The sequence below is a fragment of the Microcoleus sp. D2_18a_D3 genome (genome assembly GCF_036702455.1).
GTDB lineage: Bacteria > Cyanobacteriota > Cyanobacteriia > Cyanobacteriales > Microcoleaceae > Microcoleus.
Window position 1 is genome coordinate 1 of record NZ_JAUBTK010000020.1, and the last position, 15624, is coordinate 15624.

The following is a 15624-nucleotide window of genomic DNA, read 5'->3' on the forward strand; positions in this document are numbered from 1 at the left end:
CTCGCTCTTGTCTCGGATGATTCACTTTTACCCCCTCAATTCGCGTATGTGCCAGTTGGGGGTGCGGAATGTGGGTTATAACAATACTTAAAGCTTTATTTTATTTCTTTAGCGCTTGGCTTAACAGCTCCAGAGACATCGATCGTTGCGGTGGCGCTTCGCTTCCACAACCGCCATCGCCTGTAGCACCACAAACAGAGCGTAGTCCGCCCGCCCGTCCGCCGTCGGCCATTCTGCGGTCGCCAAATTCTTACCCTTACACTCCCGGTCATAGGAGTCTGTGATGGTTTTGCCATTGCGCGCGATCGTTGATTTGGCTATCCTATTTAGACGCCCTTACCCTGGAGCTCTAACCTGCACTACTTCAGCTATTTGCACTTGACATTTATTAAAATATGCAATAATAATGTCTTCGAGTTCTAGTTCAATAATTTCTATGAACTTGTCACTTTCATCCTTAGCATTAATTTTATCTTGGGAAGTGACCGTATACCCTGTTATTCGCAGTCTATTATTCTCTAGTATTCCATCTACTTCAACATAGCCACTTGCCCTCCAATTTCCATTTAAATTCGGCTTATTCCAAATTATTAGATATGGATAAATAGTGATTTTTGAGGCCGGAGGATGTAAAATTTTGTCAGATATAAGATTTTGAAAGTCTTCTATCGTTAGCACAATATCAGTTGTATTTTTAAAAAAACATACCCAGTTATTAGGCAGGGGATTGAGTGACTTGCTAAGCAGACGCAGGGTATCGATAAGAACAGAGGTTTCACCCCCTTGACTTTTAATCACAGTCCCGGATACTTGAATAAAATCATCAACATCAAGCAAATTGAGGTGAGAGTATCCCAAATTACCAGCCGACACATCCGTGGACTTCAGAACATCCTGACGCAAAAAAATCGGAATCTGTCCAGTCTGATCTTGGATGTACCCCAAAGTTAAGGCGTCGTCCACATGCCACAAAACTAAGCGTCCGGCAATAGTAACAGTTTGTCCTTCTTGTTTTTTATCGTCATCGATAATTGCCTTTACATAGTCAGTTTGTTCGCTATACGAAGGGTAGGGGTTGATTCCCATTTCGTGCAGCACACTAAGCTTATTCAATCGTTCATTACTAAAATTTCCACCTGAAGTATTAGACATTATTTAACCCTTCCTCATTAGCAAAAAGCTGGCGTCTAGTAACGGGCGTGGATAGCAGCGTCTAATAAATCGACTCAAACAGTTCCGTTAGGTAACTACTCAATATAAAAAGTGTACCGACACTTACCCGGCGATATTGACCGTAGCTGCCATTGTACTACGGTTGTGGGGCAAGCTGATACGCCCTAATCTTTGTCCCCTGTTTCCCAGGAAATATACCAAACATAACGCCTTGGTTAAATAGGACTTACGCATAAACTCTATCTGTAGGGTGTGCCTTGCACACCTTACCGCTACTAATAGTGTTTTTAAGCTGTTTTTGCCTAAGTCCTGTTAAAGTAGACCTCGACGTTTTTGGAAGCAAACCACAGCGCTTGGTTGTAATCAGCGATACACCTCGCTATCCGTCCAGCCTTAATTGGTAAAGAATTATTACAATTACTTGACATAAATTTTTCCAAGCATTTTTACCCTAGTTCCAAATTAACACTTGTTAAACAACAGAAGCCCACCGACCTATCTTGGGGGTGCGGATAAAGCACGAGTCTCCTTACAGGGAAACTTAGGGTGTGCTATTTTTGCACATCTTTTAATTAAACATAAAAAGCCTAGTGAAATAATTGCACATCCTAGCTAATTTTTAGAATTTATTAAGATGGTTACTGTAAAGCATTTGCGTTTATTCTGAAGTTATGAAACACCAATCCACCCAAAAAGATTTCACTCACAAGCTTCTCTTCCAAATAGAAGTAGAAACAACAATTCATAACTTATCAATTTCTCGTCGTCAGGCTCTTAGCTACCAAATGGAAGCAGTCAGATTGGTAAATAACTTGCAAAATCTGCAAGTTCAAGGATTTTTTTCGCCTCGTACAGAAACCTTAACTATCGAAAAAATATCGCAAGTATTGGAGCAAGCCGCTCACTATCTTTCTCTGGATAATACTGGCATTTATGATGCTTTGGCTTGCACTGAAAATGCCAAAGCTCTCAGAAGCAACAATTGGGAGCTACTGAAACAAGTGTACTTGCAGTATTTTGAATATATCTGGCAACCAGTAATCATTGCCCCTATTCCAGCCATGCATAACCATTCTATGCTTTGGTCTGGATTTGTTGCTGTAGTTAGCGAAGATTCAATGGAATCAGGTTTAAAGATCAACCATCCTAGCCAACTATTTCGACTCAACTCAATCCTTTACCCAAAATGTCCAGTTCGTACTGTGAAGACTCGGTTTGCAGGCGCTCACGTAATAAAAGCTACTAATATTCATCACTCTCCTTACTTTATCCCTGAGTATTTTCCAGAGCAGACAGATGTGCAGGGTCTAAGTGTTGGCTATCTTTTAAATACCTACACAGCTCAATCAGTCAGCCATACTTTGTGCGCTTTAGAGCCATTCTGGGTACCCGATCAACTCGATGAAATTCGCCATCTATTTGAGAGCCAAGATGCTAATCAAGTCCAAGCGGCATTGATCAGTTTGCATAATATGACTCACTTTCTTGGCAGTCAGCCCATGACTCATCCAAATAAAAAAAATCAATTTTTTATGCAAGGAGCAGATGAAGAGTTCCGTGCTGATAGTGGCAGTAATTTAGGGTTGGATGCTCTAGGCAATGAGCTATTTGATCGCCCACTGATTCAGGCAGTTATCTTGATGGATATTCTGGATCGTGCCTTCAAATATATACTTGCAGCACCCAGAGCTACTTGGGAGAAACTTCTTGTATCACACCACGACGTTACAGCAGGTCAAATGAGGCTCAATGCTCTCCGTTATCATGGAGCTCTCAAGCAAGAGCATACGAAAAAAGGGAGACTTTACTACCTTGACTATGAGAAATGTCTCGAATCAGATCGAAACATCATAAATGAATTAGAAGAACTCGATTATCTGGGATTAACAGATTGGGCAGCTTATCAAAGCAATCGAGGAAAAATCCTTAGTAAATACTTACGAACTAATGAAGAACAAGGTTGGTTGCTTGATTATTTTTATGACCAAGTGTATAAGGCAAATCCGTGGTTATCAGCCCAGTTAGTTTTCGACTATCCAGTTGAATTTCAACTCTTAATGGAGCCAGAAAATGCAGCATAGAGCCGCATGGCAGAAGTAAGTCATATCACATCCGAGTATCGACATTGTATCGTTCAGATTAGATTACAGGCCACCAGTGATGGCACGCGCTCGCACGAGTCAATTCACTTTTCTGACTTCCACCCGCTCTGTAGTGGTTGGATGTCTCCTGTAATTTGCTGCTGCTTTAGTAGTCGCTCGACAAAATATTTACTCACATCAACTCTGGTAGCTAGTTTTCTAATTGATGTGTTGCCATGTTTGTAAGCTTCGACCGCTTTTTCTCGAAACTTGATCGGATAAGGTTTCATTATGGCTACAGCAGGCTTTCCGGATGAGTGGCGATGGACGCTAGCAGTTATCGGGGCTTTTGTGTTAAGGGGGCTGATCAAACAGTATCGCACACAGCGCTGGCAGTTGGGTTGGCAGCCCCAAAGTTATCTATTCTTTTCTTTGCCACCTTTGGAACAGATACGTCTGTGAAACGCTACAATGTTAAATATTCTAAGAGAAATTGCAAATTATGTTCTGGGCTGACAAAATAGCTGCGGATGCACAAGGCTACCAAGTAGTCAATGATTCCAAAACACCTTCGGGAAGAGTTCACGTAGGCTCTTTGCGGGGTGTGGTCATTCACGATGTTATTTACCGAGCTTTGAAATACGCAGGTAAGTCCGTTAAATTCTTATACGGTGTCGATGATTACGATGCTCTAGATACGGTTCCTAAATACCTAGATCAGGATAAGTTTTCACCCTATCTTGGGTTCCCGTTGTGCAACGTACCTTCTCCAGAAGATACAGCCAGCGATTACGCCAAGTATTTTATGGCTGAATTTTTGGAAGTCTTTGAATATCTGGGAATAAGACCGGATGTTTACTACCTGCGCGATTTGTATCGCTCTGGGCAACTGAACCCTTATATCGATATTTTTCTCAAAAATGCTCACCTTGTAAGAGAAGCTTATAAAGAGGTGAGTAAGGCAAATCGTCCCGATAACTGGTATCCGTTTCAAATTATTTGCGAAAAGTGTGGTAAGATCGCAACAACTGAAGTCACAAACTACAACAGCTCAGAAGTTTTTTACACTTGTAAGCCAGATGCCACGAACTGGGTGCAGGGTTGCGGACATTCAGCTTGGATTTCTCCGTTTGATGGGAATGGTAAGCTGCCTTGGAAGGTTGAGTGGGTTGCCAAGTGGGATCTGTTAGGTGTAACTCTTGAGATGGCAGGTAAGGATCACTCCCAAAAAGGGGGATCGCGAGAGGTTGCAAACGCTATCTGCCATAAGGTTTTAGGGAAAAAGCCTCCCTTCCACTCTCCTTATGAATTTATCCTGGTTAATGGTACTAAGATGAGTTCATCAAAGGGAGTTGGTTCAAGTGCGAAAGAAATTGCCGAGTTATTTCCTCCTGAACTCTTACGCTTTTTGATGCTGCGTACTCAGCCAAAAACAGTTATCAACTTTGCTCCTAACTACGAAACAATCACCCGCCTTTTTCGAGACTATGATAGTTTGATCGAAAAATACCAAACTCTATCGGCGACTATTTCAGCAAAGAACCAACTGACGAAAGATTTAATGCCTATTTTTTACTCGCAGTTGAATGAGGAAATTAAAGCTTACCATCCGTTTGAATTAAGCACTATAATTTCGCTCCTTCAACTCCCACATCTTGACATAAAGAATGAGATAGCCAAACGAAGTTCTGAATCTATGAATGACTTTGACTGGCAAGTCGCAAACCAAAAGATAGCTGTGGCTGAAAAGTGGCTACAAGACTATGCAGATGACGAAGAAAAGTTGGTTCTTTACTTTGACAGAGTTCCTGAAAAAGCTCTTGAGCTAGATCAAGAGCAGGTGTTTTATCTTGAAAAGTTGAAGGAAACTTTAGAGAATATAGTGACTTGGGATAGTGAAGAGTTACAGACTACTTTGTTCTCTACAGCCAAAGAGTTAAATATCGCGCAGCCTATTGCTTTCAAGGCTATCTATCTATCTTTTATGGGGAAAGAACGCGGTCCCAAGGCTGGTGCTTTGTTGTCCTACCTCGATAAATCTTTGGTCGTTACGAGGCTCCGCGATGTAATTAAAGAAAATCTCTCAAAGATCGATAGAATTTATCTGTAAGTGTAAGCCTAGCATAAGGCGCTATAGGTTTAGCAGGTGTACAGTGTTAAGGAGGCTTCCTTCACACTATGTCATACCGATGGGAGATCACACAGGAATGAACTTTTGTAGCGATAACGTAACCGATATTGCACCGGAAATTATGGCAGCGTTGGTTGCTGCCTCTAAAGGTGCGGTCGCGCCCTATGGTCAGGATGAATACACTTCCCGATTAGAAGTCAAGTTCTCAGAATTATTCGAGACCGCAGTTACGATTTTTCCAGTAGTAACCGATGTTGCTGCCAATGCCCTGGCTCTATCTGTGATGAGTCTCCCGTTTGGTGCGATTTACTGCCACAGTGAATCAAATATCAATCTCAAAGCCTGTGGTGCAACCGAATTCTACACAGGCGGTGCCAAGTTGCTGACACTGCAAGGAGAAGACGGCAAGATTCAAGCATCTGACTTGGCAACAGTGCTTGGTCAGGCTGGTTCTGGTATCGCTCGTAAGGTGCAACCAACTGCCGTGAGCCTGACTCAGGCTACTGAAGTTGGAACGGTCTATAGCCCTGATGAAATTCACAAAATTGCTGAAGTTGCTCAGACCCATAGTCTTAGCCTGCACATGGACGGTACTCGCTTCGCTAATGCGGTGGTCAGCCTAAACTGTTCTCCAGCAGACATTACCTGGCGAGCTGGGGTTGATGTGCTGTCACTTGGTGCAACTAACAATGGTGCTATTGCTGCTGAAGCCGTAGTATTTTTCAATCGAGCCTTGGCGGAGACTTTCAGCTACCGTTGCAAGCGTGGTGGACATCTCATCTCTAAGATGTGGTTTTTGTCGGTGCAGCTCGAAGCTTACATTACGGATAATTTGTGGCTGAGAAACGCCACATATGCTAACCAGATGGCTACCAAGCTAGCAGCGGGACTCGCCTCACTACCGGGAATAAGACAACTCCATCCGGTTGAGGCGAACGAAGTCTTCATCCAACTGCCTGAAACTGTCATCCAAGGGTTAATTGCTGATGGCTTCCAATTCTACCGTTGTGGTGTTGATGATTCAAACACTATCCAGTTGGTAACTGCTTTCAACACTCTAGAAAGAGATATCAATACTTTGCTAGAGTCGGCTCGACGCTACGCTACATAGATGTGTTGGTCGAATTGATTTTCCGGCAGCACGGATTCGGCTTTCAGCCACTGGAAGCAGAAGTACAACTAAATCCACAAATATTAATATCAGAACAGCAACTATTTGGTGACCAACGCTGTTTCTGGTTGATTGAAGAGTGGGAGAGTGGGAGACTCGATAATTAATCCGTATATCCTTTCGACCTCATACTCGGATAACGAGCGTAGCATATCCGAGTATGAGGTCGAAGTCAAAATCCTTGTCGTGCCTTCCTTCTTCCTTTTTCAAGCGAGAATCTTTAGGTAAGCTTGTACTGTTTTGGACAAGCCCATTTCTAGCGCTTCCGCAATTAAAGCATGACCGATCGATACTTCTAGTATATCAGGAATCGAGCAAAATTTAGCTAAATTTTGCAAATTTAAATCATGTCCAGCATTCACCCCTAAACCTGCTGATTGAGCTGCTTGAGCTGCTAAGACATATTGTTGAAAAACAAATTCTACTCTACCTTCGCGAAAAGCAGTTGCGTAGGGTTCTGTGTACAGTTCTACTCGGTCTGCTCCAACTTCTTTTGCTAGTGGCATGAGAGCAGCATCTGCGTCCATAAACAAGCTGACTCTGATGCCATTGTCTTTTAATTTTTCAATGATTGGTAGGAGGCGATCGCGATTTTCGGGAATATTCCAACCGCTATCCGATGTTAGCACGTCGGGAGCGTCCGGCACCAAGGTACACTGAGCCGGTTTTACGTCGCAAACTATATCCATAAATGGCGGCTGAAACGGATTTCCTTCGATGTTGAACTCGACGGTTAGCATTTTGGCTAATTCGTAAACATCGGCAGCTTTGATATGCCTTTCGTCGGGGCGGGGATGGACTGTAACGCCATGAGCTCCGGCAGCAATTACTGTTTTTGCGGCTTCGGTAACGCTGGGGATGCCGATGTTTCGAGAGTTTCTGAGGAGGGCGATTCTGTTGATGTTAACGCTGAGTTTAGTCATGGGATGTTAATCTTTAAGGTTGATGCTACTATATTAATCGTTTTCGGGACAAAAGTTTGAGCCTATTGCGGTAGTGTTGGGGTGTTATCAAAGTAAAAATTAGCTTCTGCAAGCGGTAAACTTTCTGCAAAAAAAGCCTCAGCTATTTGCTGTTTTGCTGCCAAATCTTCAAGGTTGGCAATGCAGAAAAGCGGTGCGACGCGATCGACTATTTCGCGCGGAAAATCTCGGCTGAAGTATTTTAGTTCAAAGTCGTATCTGTGCGGGCGGTAAATCATGCCCAACAGTTCGACTAAGGGTAGAAGCGTCCAATTGTGATAGTTGCCGATCGCATCTACTAAATGTCCGCGATAAATCTCTTTTTTAACCAGAGGTTGCAGCAAATCGAAACGGATTTTAATTTCGTTGAATCGGGTTTGCATTTGAGATAAATGCTGGTTTTGATCCAAAAGCGGGGGTACAATTAGATTAGCTTTGTCAAAGGCTATTGGCACTTTCCCGTGTCTTTCTATTTCCAGAAAATCGTTGCGGCTGCTGCGCCGAAAAACGGCAAAATCAATTAGCAAGAACGGGGGGGCTTCTTTTAGCCGCCAGAAGCACTGCGATTGACCGTGCCAAGCGGGTTCGGGAACTCGATATTTGAGTTCGATTTCGCCAATTTCTGCGAGGGCTTTTTCAACAATATCAAAGGTTTCTTCCACGCAGTTATCTTCAACCACAACCGCAATATCGAGGTCTGACCACTCGTCGGTGTATCCGTGGGCTGCTGAACCTCCTTGCCACAAAGCGAGAACAAAATCTAAAGGTTGTAAGGTGGAAACAATCTTTTCGAGAATGATTTGTCTCATGAAATCAAGCTATACAGTTGGTTTTCCCTGGCTGGCACAAGTTTAACAAACATCGCGTGTTGAGATTGCTCCGCGACAGTTCTCCGAGGAGTTGCTAATGCTTCCCGTTGTGCACTGCTGCCAAAAATTACACTGGAAGCTGCAAGGGAAAGTGGCAATATGAGGGAAAGTGCGATCGCCCGCGATTGAAAATCAGCCTTATATGGTCAGAATCAGAAACTTGCCCGCTGTCCGGTAACATGAGAAAGGATTAATTTTTAACAGCGCGGCATGGCTACTATTTGGGAACTCGACTTTTACAGCCGTCCAATCATAGACGAGCGAGAGAAAAAAAAATGGGAAGTGTTGATCTGCGAAAGCCCGCTGAATGTAGGCGACAAGGCCGAATCTCTTTTTCGCTACTCGCAATTCTGCTCCAGTTCTACCGTAAATTCCCTGTGGCTGGCGGGTGCAATTAAAGATGCGATCGCCGCAGCACCGAAACGACCTGAAAAAATCCGCTTTTTCCGCCGCCAAATGGCGAACATGATTACCAAAGCCTGCGAGGATTTGGACATTCCCGCCGCCTGCAGCCGCCGCACCCTCGCCCTTAGCCTGTGGCTCGAAGAACGGATGCAAGACGTTTATCCCGCCGAACCGGGCTATCAACCGGTTGTGAACCCTAGCGTTCAATTTGTACCCGAAACGCCAGTTGCGCTGCCGGATGCTTTAATCGGCGAAAAATGGGCGTTTGTGAGTTTGCCGATCGCAGCTTTTGACGAAATGTCCGAGTGGGATATCGGATTTGGCGAAGCTTTCGGACTGCCGATGACACGCCTCGCCCCAGAAACGCAAATTCCGGGACTAATTATCTACTCGTCGAGAGCGAACGCCCTGGCAGGTTGGATGTCGGGTTTAGAGTTGGCTTTTCTGAAATTTGAGAGCGGCCCACCCGCTAGGCTGGTATTAGATACGGGAGCTAACGATCGCTGGATTTTAGCTAATCTCAGAGACGCAGCAACTGAGAGAGAAGCGAAAGGATTTGAAGCGGCGAAAAACCAAGCAAAAAAAGTACATTTCTTAGCAATTCAGTCGAATCCCGAATCGGAATCTTTTGCAGGATTTTGGCTGCTGCACGAACTAACTATTTAGTCATTAGTTATTAGTCATTAGTTATTAGTCATTAGTCATTAGTTATGAGTCAATATAGCTGTTAACTCTCGACTAATGACGGTAGATTATTAACTGATGACTGATGACCAATGACTGTAAAATCTGGTTATCGCCAATTACACCAGTTTTCCCAAAAGAATTTAAATGTAGACCCGTGCTCCCAACCCATATCCAGTAAGTTATTGCCAATTCTTTAATCGAAAATCGAAAATCGAAAATCGAAAATCCAACCGCCCATTACCAACCACCGAGAACAATGACCAATCAGCAATCAGCAGAACAACTGTTAGAACTAGCCACCAAAGCAGGTGCAGAAGCTGCTGAGGTATTGGAATCGCAATCGCTCTCACGGCCGGTCTTTTTTGAAGCAAACCGCCTCAAACAGCTAGAAACCGCCCAAGCAGAAGGCATAGCCCTACGGCTGTGGCGGGACGGGCGGCCGGGTTTGGCGGTGGCCTACGGGCCTGTGGAACTGCAAATTTTGGTGGACAGGGCGATCGCGCTTTCGCAACTTAACGAACCGGAAACCATCGAACTCGGCACCGGTGAGAAAGTTGTTTATCCCGATGGCGGAGTGTCGGTGCCGGCCGAACAGCTAGTAAACTGGGGCAAAGAGGCGATCGCGATCGTCCGCGAAGCCTATCCAGAAAGCCTCTGCACCGCCGAACTCGACTGCGAAATCGAGAGCACCCGCTTGGTGAACACCAAAGGCTTGGATTCGAGTCACACCGACACCACCCTCAGCGGTTACTTATCAGCAGAATTAGTGCGGGGCGAAGATTTCCTCAACATTTGGGCAGGCGAAACCGAACGCGGTACCCTCGACTTAAACACCAGCGCCAAGCGGGTTTTGCAGCGTTTAGAATGGGCGAAAGACAATGTAGCCCCCGCCACGGGCCGCGTGCCGGTGCTATTTACAGCCAAAGCAGCCGATTTGCTGTGGGGGACTGTCTGTGCGGCTTTGAACGGCAAACAGGTACTCGAAGGCGCTTCGCCTTGGAACGATCGATTAGGCCAACAAGTGACATCGCCGCTTGTCACCCTCTCGCAGCAGCCGGATATCGGGCCCTATAGCTGTCCTTTTGACGACGAAGGTACTCCCACTCGGGCGATCGTCTTTATCAACAGCGGAGTGTTGCAGCTATTTTATACCGATCGTACCACCGGTCGAGCCTTGGGCAGTGGCACCACCGGCAACGGATTTCGCCCAGGTTTGGGCAGCTATCCCACGCCGAGTTTGTTCAATGTTTTGATTAAACCAGGTTCGCTTTCGCTAATAGATTTAATCGCTAAATTAGACGACGGAATTGTAGTCGATCAAATGCTTGGCGGCAGTGCCGGAATTTCCGGCGATTTTTCAATTAACGTCGATCTCGGCTACCGAGTCAAAAAAGGTCAAATAGTCGGCAGAATCAAAGACACAATGGTAGCTGGCAATGTCTACAACGTCCTCAAACAATTGGTAGAATTGGGAGGAGACTCCGAGTGGAACGGTTCTTGCCAAACACCATCTCTAATTGTAGAAGGATTGTCCGTCATCGGCAAGAATTAAAGTCAGTTGGCATTTGGCCGTTGTCAGTTGTTAGTAGTCAGTTGTCAGTTGGCAGTTGTTAGTTGTCAGTTGTCAGTTGTCAGTTGTCAGTTGTCAGTTGTCATCAATCATCAGTTAACAGTCAACAGTCAACAGTCAACAATCAACAGTCAACAGTCAACAGTCAACAGTCAACAGTTAACAATCAACAGTCAACAGTCAACAATTCCCAATTCCCACACATAATATGCGTATTTGTTTTATCGGCGATTCTTTTGTAAACGGTACTTGCGATCCCAAATGTCTCGGTTGGACAGGACGGATTTGCGCGGCCGCTTGCGGACAAGGACACGATATTACCTACTACAATTTAGGAATAAGGGGAGAAACCAGTGCCGATATAGAAACTCGTTGGTTCAACGAAATTTCTCGCCGCTTACCTCACTATGGCGACGGCAGAATAGTATTTTCCTTTGGCGTCAACGACACTTACCTAGAAAATGAAAAAAATCGCATAGAAGTTGAAAAATCAATTGAAAATGCTCGCTGTATTCTCACGTCAGCCAAAGAAATATTTCCAGTATTAATGGTAGGGCCACCGCCAGTTATCGATGCCGATCGCACAAAGCGGATTGCCAACTTATCCGAACAGTTTTCCCAAGTTTGCAACGAGTTAAATGTGCCTTATTTAGATGTTTGCACCCCGCTGCAAAACTCAGAAATTTGGCATAAAGAACTTACCGAAAATGACGTTTCCCATCCCCGCGCCGCCGGTTACGCTGAATTGGCTAAAATAGTTCACAATTGGGACGGTTGGAAAGCTTGGTTTAAAAATATCAATATATCAGATCAAGAGACAGTAACGCTGTTCCGAGCCGTCGGCAAAAAAGAAATGGAACTGATTAAAGAAAGCGATTTTCTGGCATTTCCCCCGCGCTTATCCTTTCAGCCTACTTTTTATCCCGTAATTCACAAAGCCTATGCCATACAAATCGCGCGAGATTGGAATACAAGAGATGCAGCATCGGGATATTTCGGCTATGTCACGCGGTTTCGGGTGGCGGCAGAATTCTTAAAAAAATATCCGGTTCAAAATGTGGGCAGTTCAATACACCAAGAATATTGGATTCCCGCCGAAGAATTGGCTCAATTTAATCAAAACATTGTGGGAAAAATTGAAATTTTTGCGGAATATCAACCGTAAACTCGGAGCGAACTATAGCCTTTCTCAGAAAGATGAGGTACTCATGGGCATAGGGCATAGGGCATAGGGCATAGGCCTCCGTGGGCATAGGGCATACCTCACTTTTTTGAGAACCGCTATATGCTTGAATTTAATCAATTTTCAGGAGTGAGTTTTGACTGCTATGGCATTCTGATATAGCAGTCCTAAATGAGTCGTAAAATTTTTACCCCACCCCAACCCTCCCCTTACCAAGGGGAGGGAGTAAGAAATTCACAAATGATTTAGGATTGCTATAGATGGGGAAAGGGGAATACTGCTAGTCTTGAGACAATTGCTGTCACGTCACGAGATAGATTTGGGTAAATCGCAGACACGAAAAAACAGGGTTTGGGGCGACACTGCCGGCCAGGGGCCAGCCTGATTTAGAAGTGCCGGATTTAAAAACACTGGTGGAGGCTATAAGGTAAAAAAATCGCAGATTGATATCAAATCCGGTAGCATCGGAATTACAGCAGATTTTAGGTAAGTATAGAAGGATTTTTTGCTAAAGTGCGATCGAGCAGACAATTCTCAGGTCATCTACGCTATTTATGCCGTACATAACTATCCCTCAACAATTTAGGGAACCTTCCAGGGTCATTAAATCTCAACTTTTTTTACGACCAAAACGCCTAGCCATTTTTGAAGCTTGTCTGATCGGTTTAATTTCAGGACTCGCTGGGGTTTTGCTCAAATCAGGAGTCGGATGGCTCGGCAGTTGGCGAGTTGCTACCTCGACAGTAATTCCAGCTTGGATCTTGCTTCCGGCTGTCGGTTTATTTGGCGGGTTGCTGACAGGTTTCTTGGTTGAGCGTTTTGCTCCCGAAACTGCAGGTAGCGGCATTCCTCACGTCAAAGCTGCTCTCGGCGGAGTCAATCTTTCCTTAGATTTGAGAGTAGCTGTCGCCAAGCTTCTGACGACTATTTTAGCAGTTGGTTCCGGTTTAACTTTAGGAAGGCAAGGCCCGACTGTGCAAATAGGAGCATCTTTGGCCGGCTGGATAGGTCACTTGATGCCAACTTCCCCAGACTACCGCCGACAATTGATTGCTTGCGGTGCTGCGGCAGGATTGGCTGCTGGTTTTAACGCTCCCATTGCAGGAGTTTTGTTTGTAGTTGAAGAACTGCTGCACGACGTTTCGGGATTGACTTTAGGGACTGCAATTATCGCTTCATTTATCGGTGCAGTTGTATCGCAGCTTTTGGGCGGTGATAGTTTAAATTTGAACCTTCGCGAGTACCAAAGCAGTTTTGAGGCTCAGGAAATTCCCTTCTACATAGTGCTAGGAATTTTAGCGGGATTGCTGGGAGCTTTGTTCACTAAAGGGATTATTGCTAGCTTGCAATTTAACAGGCGATCGCTCAAATTAGCTTTGCCCGTGCGAGTGGCTCTAGCTGGTATTATTTGCGGTTCAGTAATAGCTGTTCTCCCAGAAACTTTTCGCAATAATACGGGTTTGCGGGAGTTTCTGCTGACGGGTGAAGCAAGTGGCATAACGAGTTTAATTGCTTTTATCGCACACTTTTTTCTAACAATTATATCCGCTGCTTCTGGGGCTCCGGGAGGATTGTTTTCCCCTTCCCTAGTTATGGGTTCTGCACTCGGCCACATGGTGGGCATTGTGCAGGCAGATGTCCTGGGTATCGGTTCGCCAGTAACTTACGCTTTGGCGGGAATGGGAGCGTTTTTTTGCGCGGTTACTAGAGCGCCGATTACTTCGGTAGTAATTGTGTTTGAAATTACGGCGGATTTCAAATTAGTGCTGCCTTTGATGATCTGTTCTGTAGTTGCTTATTTAGTCGCGGAAAAGGTAGAGAGTGGCTCGCTGTACACTCGCCTTTTGGAGTTTAACGGCATTCAACTGACAAAGGCAAAAGCTGCCAGTAATACTTTGAGCGACTTGTACGCAGATGACGTGATGCAGCGCCGAGTTGAAACTCTTTCGAGTTTGCTGACTTTCGATGAAGTGATGCAGGCATTTTCGCGATCGCACCACCGAGGCTTTCCAGTAGTTGAAAATGGCAAATTAGTAGGAATTGTCACTCAAACCGATTTGGCAAATGCCAGCGAGCGCCATTTGTCCGGCAACTCCCTGCTCAAAGAATTTATGACTGTACAGCCGATCGCAGTCAAAGCAAAGGATACTTTAAGCGAGGTATTGTACAGGCTCAACAACTACAATATCAGCCGTTTGCCAGTCGTAGAAGGCCGGCGTTTGGTGGGAATTATTACCCGCAGCGACATTATCCGAGTTGAATCCGATCGCCTCAGCGGAGAAACAACCCAGGGCCCGCATCCAGAACCTTCCTATGTTGTCTATCAAACCAGGGCTCCGCAAGTCGGAAACGGCCGGTTATTAGTGCCGCTTTCCAATCCCCAAACAGCACCCGCTTTGCTGCGGCTGGCCGCGGCGATTGCGCGCGATCGCAATTACGAATTAGAATGCCTGCAAATCATCATAGTACCGCGCAACAGTTCCCCCTCAGAAAGCGCAGTGCGGACAACCAAAAGCCGCCGCCTGCTACAACAAGCCGAGCGAATAATTCGCAATTGGAACTTGCCGGTACACACCCAAATACGGGTAGCTCACGACGTGCCTAACGCGATTTTGGAGACAATAAAGGAGCGACATATCGATTCAATTTTGATGGGCTGGCAAGGCGAATTTTCCACAAAAGGACGCATTTTTGGCGATGTGGTGGATACCGTAATTCGGCAAGCAGGCTGCGAGGTTATTTTGGTGAAGTGGAGCGAAAAACTATTAGCAAAACGCAAGAAAAATGAGTTTTCTGCCACTTTCAGCGGGCGGAAATATACGTCTATAGAATGGGAGTTAAATCCAGAAAAAGTTGACGGCGCAGATAATCCCGCATTGGCCATATCCTCAGATTCCTCAGCGACTCCAGAGACTGAACTTTCCCCATCGAATTCAGACATTCCAGGGCCAGAATTGGGGCTGTACACGCTGATGGGTTTGCACCGCTGGTTGGTACCTATTCGCGGCAGTTACAAGCAAGCTGCGGCTTTGCGGCTGCTACCTGCTTTGGTGGCTGCGAGTGCTGTACCGGAGATTAAATTGTGTCAGGTTCATCAGCCTTCTGTTGCAGAACCCGATCGCGGAGAATTAAAGCAAGCAGCGGAGTTTATCAAGCGCCGGGTTAGCTGTTCGATAATAGCGACTTCGGTTTGCGCTAAATCGGTTTCTGATGCTTTAATTGATTTGGCTCAGAACGATCAGTGCGATGCGATCGTCCTGGGAGCGAGCCGCGAAGGGCTGCTGAAGCAGGTGATTCACGGGAATATCCCGGAAGCTGTGGCGCGCGGGTGCGACTGTACAGTCATTTTAGTGCGATCGGCCTCTTAGCTAACCAGACGGGAATCCCCCTTC

At 45.4% G+C, this 15624-nt stretch carries 15 protein-coding genes; 10 read left to right on the top strand and 5 right to left on the bottom strand.

The features are described from left to right. Window positions 1-120 precede the first annotated feature (120 nt). On the bottom strand, window positions 121-246 hold the full coding sequence (locus tag QUB06_RS12000) for a hypothetical protein (protein ID WP_333435447.1): 126 nt from the start codon (window positions 244-246) through the stop codon (window positions 121-123). 90 nt (window positions 247-336) lie between these two features. Further along, window positions 337-1152 (bottom strand): hypothetical protein, encoded by an 816-nt coding sequence (locus QUB06_RS12005; protein ID WP_333435448.1) that lies wholly within the window; start codon window positions 1150-1152, stop codon window positions 337-339. A gap of 692 nt (window positions 1153-1844) precedes the next feature. Between QUB06_RS12005 and QUB06_RS12010 the strand changes: the two genes are divergently transcribed. Then, a complete protein-coding gene (locus QUB06_RS12010) occupies window positions 1845-3254 on the top strand; it encodes a hypothetical protein (RefSeq protein ID WP_333435449.1) in 1410 nt (469 codons plus the stop codon). Window positions 3255-3358: 104 nt separating this feature from the next. On the opposite strand, the gene QUB06_RS12015 is transcribed toward QUB06_RS12010, so the two are convergent. After that, the gene (locus QUB06_RS12015; RefSeq protein ID WP_333435450.1) at window positions 3359-3544 is read right to left on the bottom strand and encodes a hypothetical protein; all 186 of its coding nucleotides are present in this window, start codon (window positions 3542-3544) and stop codon (window positions 3359-3361) included. Between the two features lies 1 nt (window position 3545). Here QUB06_RS12015 and QUB06_RS12020 point away from each other — a divergent pair, with 1 nt between their 5' ends. The 4 genes from QUB06_RS12020 (at window position 3546) to QUB06_RS12035 (ending at window position 6663) form a co-directional block, all read left to right on the top strand. Further along, a complete protein-coding gene (locus QUB06_RS12020) occupies window positions 3546-3716 on the top strand; it encodes a hypothetical protein (protein ID WP_333435451.1) in 171 nt (56 codons plus the stop codon). A gap of 40 nt (window positions 3717-3756) precedes the next feature. After that, window positions 3757-5364: a lysine--tRNA ligase gene (lysS, locus tag QUB06_RS12025; protein WP_333435511.1), complete on the top strand. Its 1608-nt coding sequence runs from the start codon at window positions 3757-3759 to the stop codon at window positions 5362-5364. Window positions 5365-5461: 97 nt separating this feature from the next. Then, on the top strand, window positions 5462-6496 hold the full coding sequence (locus tag QUB06_RS12030) for a low specificity L-threonine aldolase (RefSeq protein ID WP_333435452.1): 1035 nt from the start codon (window positions 5462-5464) through the stop codon (window positions 6494-6496). Window positions 6497-6498: 2 nt separating this feature from the next. Then, window positions 6499-6663 (top strand): hypothetical protein, encoded by a 165-nt coding sequence (locus QUB06_RS12035; RefSeq protein WP_333435453.1) that lies wholly within the window; start codon window positions 6499-6501, stop codon window positions 6661-6663. Window positions 6664-6762: 99 nt separating this feature from the next. On the opposite strand, the gene QUB06_RS12040 is transcribed toward QUB06_RS12035, so the two are convergent. Both QUB06_RS12040 and QUB06_RS12045 read right to left on the bottom strand, forming a co-directional pair. Then, window positions 6763-7479, bottom strand: coding sequence for a pyridoxine 5'-phosphate synthase (locus QUB06_RS12040; RefSeq protein ID WP_333435454.1), 717 nt, complete (start codon window positions 7477-7479; stop codon window positions 6763-6765). 62 nt (window positions 7480-7541) lie between these two features. After that, window positions 7542-8327, bottom strand: coding sequence for a nucleotidyltransferase domain-containing protein (locus QUB06_RS12045; RefSeq protein ID WP_333435455.1), 786 nt, complete (start codon window positions 8325-8327; stop codon window positions 7542-7544). Window positions 8328-8597: 270 nt separating this feature from the next. On the opposite strand from QUB06_RS12045, the gene QUB06_RS12050 reads away from it, so the two are divergent. The 5 genes from QUB06_RS12050 (at window position 8598) to QUB06_RS12070 (ending at window position 15600) form a co-directional block, all read left to right on the top strand. Next, window positions 8598-9458 carry a Tab2/Atab2 family RNA-binding protein gene (locus tag QUB06_RS12050; protein WP_333435456.1) on the top strand — a complete coding sequence of 287 codons (861 nt, stop codon included), beginning with the start codon at window positions 8598-8600 and terminating at the stop codon, window positions 9456-9458. A gap of 277 nt (window positions 9459-9735) precedes the next feature. Continuing rightward, entirely contained in the window at window positions 9736-11031 is a 1296-nt protein-coding gene (locus tag QUB06_RS12055; protein ID WP_333435457.1) for a TldD/PmbA family protein, read from the top strand. 6 nt (window positions 11032-11037) lie between these two features. Then, the gene (locus QUB06_RS12060; RefSeq protein WP_333435458.1) at window positions 11038-11256 is read left to right on the top strand and encodes a hypothetical protein; all 219 of its coding nucleotides are present in this window, start codon (window positions 11038-11040) and stop codon (window positions 11254-11256) included. A 1-nt stretch (window position 11257) separates the two neighbouring features. Beyond that, window positions 11258-12214, top strand: coding sequence for a GDSL-type esterase/lipase family protein (locus QUB06_RS12065; protein ID WP_333435459.1), 957 nt, complete (start codon window positions 11258-11260; stop codon window positions 12212-12214). 572 nt (window positions 12215-12786) lie between these two features. Then, complete coding sequence (locus tag QUB06_RS12070; RefSeq protein ID WP_333435460.1) at window positions 12787-15600, top strand: chloride channel protein; 2814 nt, start codon at window positions 12787-12789, stop codon at window positions 15598-15600. Window positions 15601-15624 lie beyond the last annotated feature (24 nt).

Excerpts from the sequence above, each read along its gene's own strand:
- QUB06_RS12005 (WP_333435448.1), bottom strand. The coding sequence starts at position 1,152 with ATGTCTAATACTTCAGGTGGAAATTTTAGTAATGAACGATTGAATAAG.
- QUB06_RS12010 (WP_333435449.1), top strand. The coding sequence starts at position 1,845 with ATGAAACACCAATCCACCCAAAAAGATTTCACTCACAAGCTTCTCTTC.
- QUB06_RS12015 (WP_333435450.1), bottom strand. The coding sequence starts at position 3,544 with ATGAAACCTTATCCGATCAAGTTTCGAGAAAAAGCGGTCGAAGCTTAC.
- QUB06_RS12020 (WP_333435451.1), top strand. The coding sequence starts at position 3,546 with ATGGCTACAGCAGGCTTTCCGGATGAGTGGCGATGGACGCTAGCAGTT.
- lysS (WP_333435511.1), top strand. The coding sequence starts at position 3,757 with ATGTTCTGGGCTGACAAAATAGCTGCGGATGCACAAGGCTACCAAGTA.
- QUB06_RS12030 (WP_333435452.1), top strand. The coding sequence starts at position 5,462 with ATGAACTTTTGTAGCGATAACGTAACCGATATTGCACCGGAAATTATG.
- QUB06_RS12040 (WP_333435454.1), bottom strand. The coding sequence starts at position 7,479 with ATGACTAAACTCAGCGTTAACATCAACAGAATCGCCCTCCTCAGAAAC.
- QUB06_RS12045 (WP_333435455.1), bottom strand. The coding sequence starts at position 8,327 with ATGAGACAAATCATTCTCGAAAAGATTGTTTCCACCTTACAACCTTTA.
- QUB06_RS12050 (WP_333435456.1), top strand. The coding sequence starts at position 8,598 with ATGGCTACTATTTGGGAACTCGACTTTTACAGCCGTCCAATCATAGAC.
- QUB06_RS12055 (WP_333435457.1), top strand. The coding sequence starts at position 9,736 with ATGACCAATCAGCAATCAGCAGAACAACTGTTAGAACTAGCCACCAAA.
- QUB06_RS12065 (WP_333435459.1), top strand. The coding sequence starts at position 11,258 with ATGCGTATTTGTTTTATCGGCGATTCTTTTGTAAACGGTACTTGCGAT.
- QUB06_RS12070 (WP_333435460.1), top strand. The coding sequence starts at position 12,787 with ATGCCGTACATAACTATCCCTCAACAATTTAGGGAACCTTCCAGGGTC.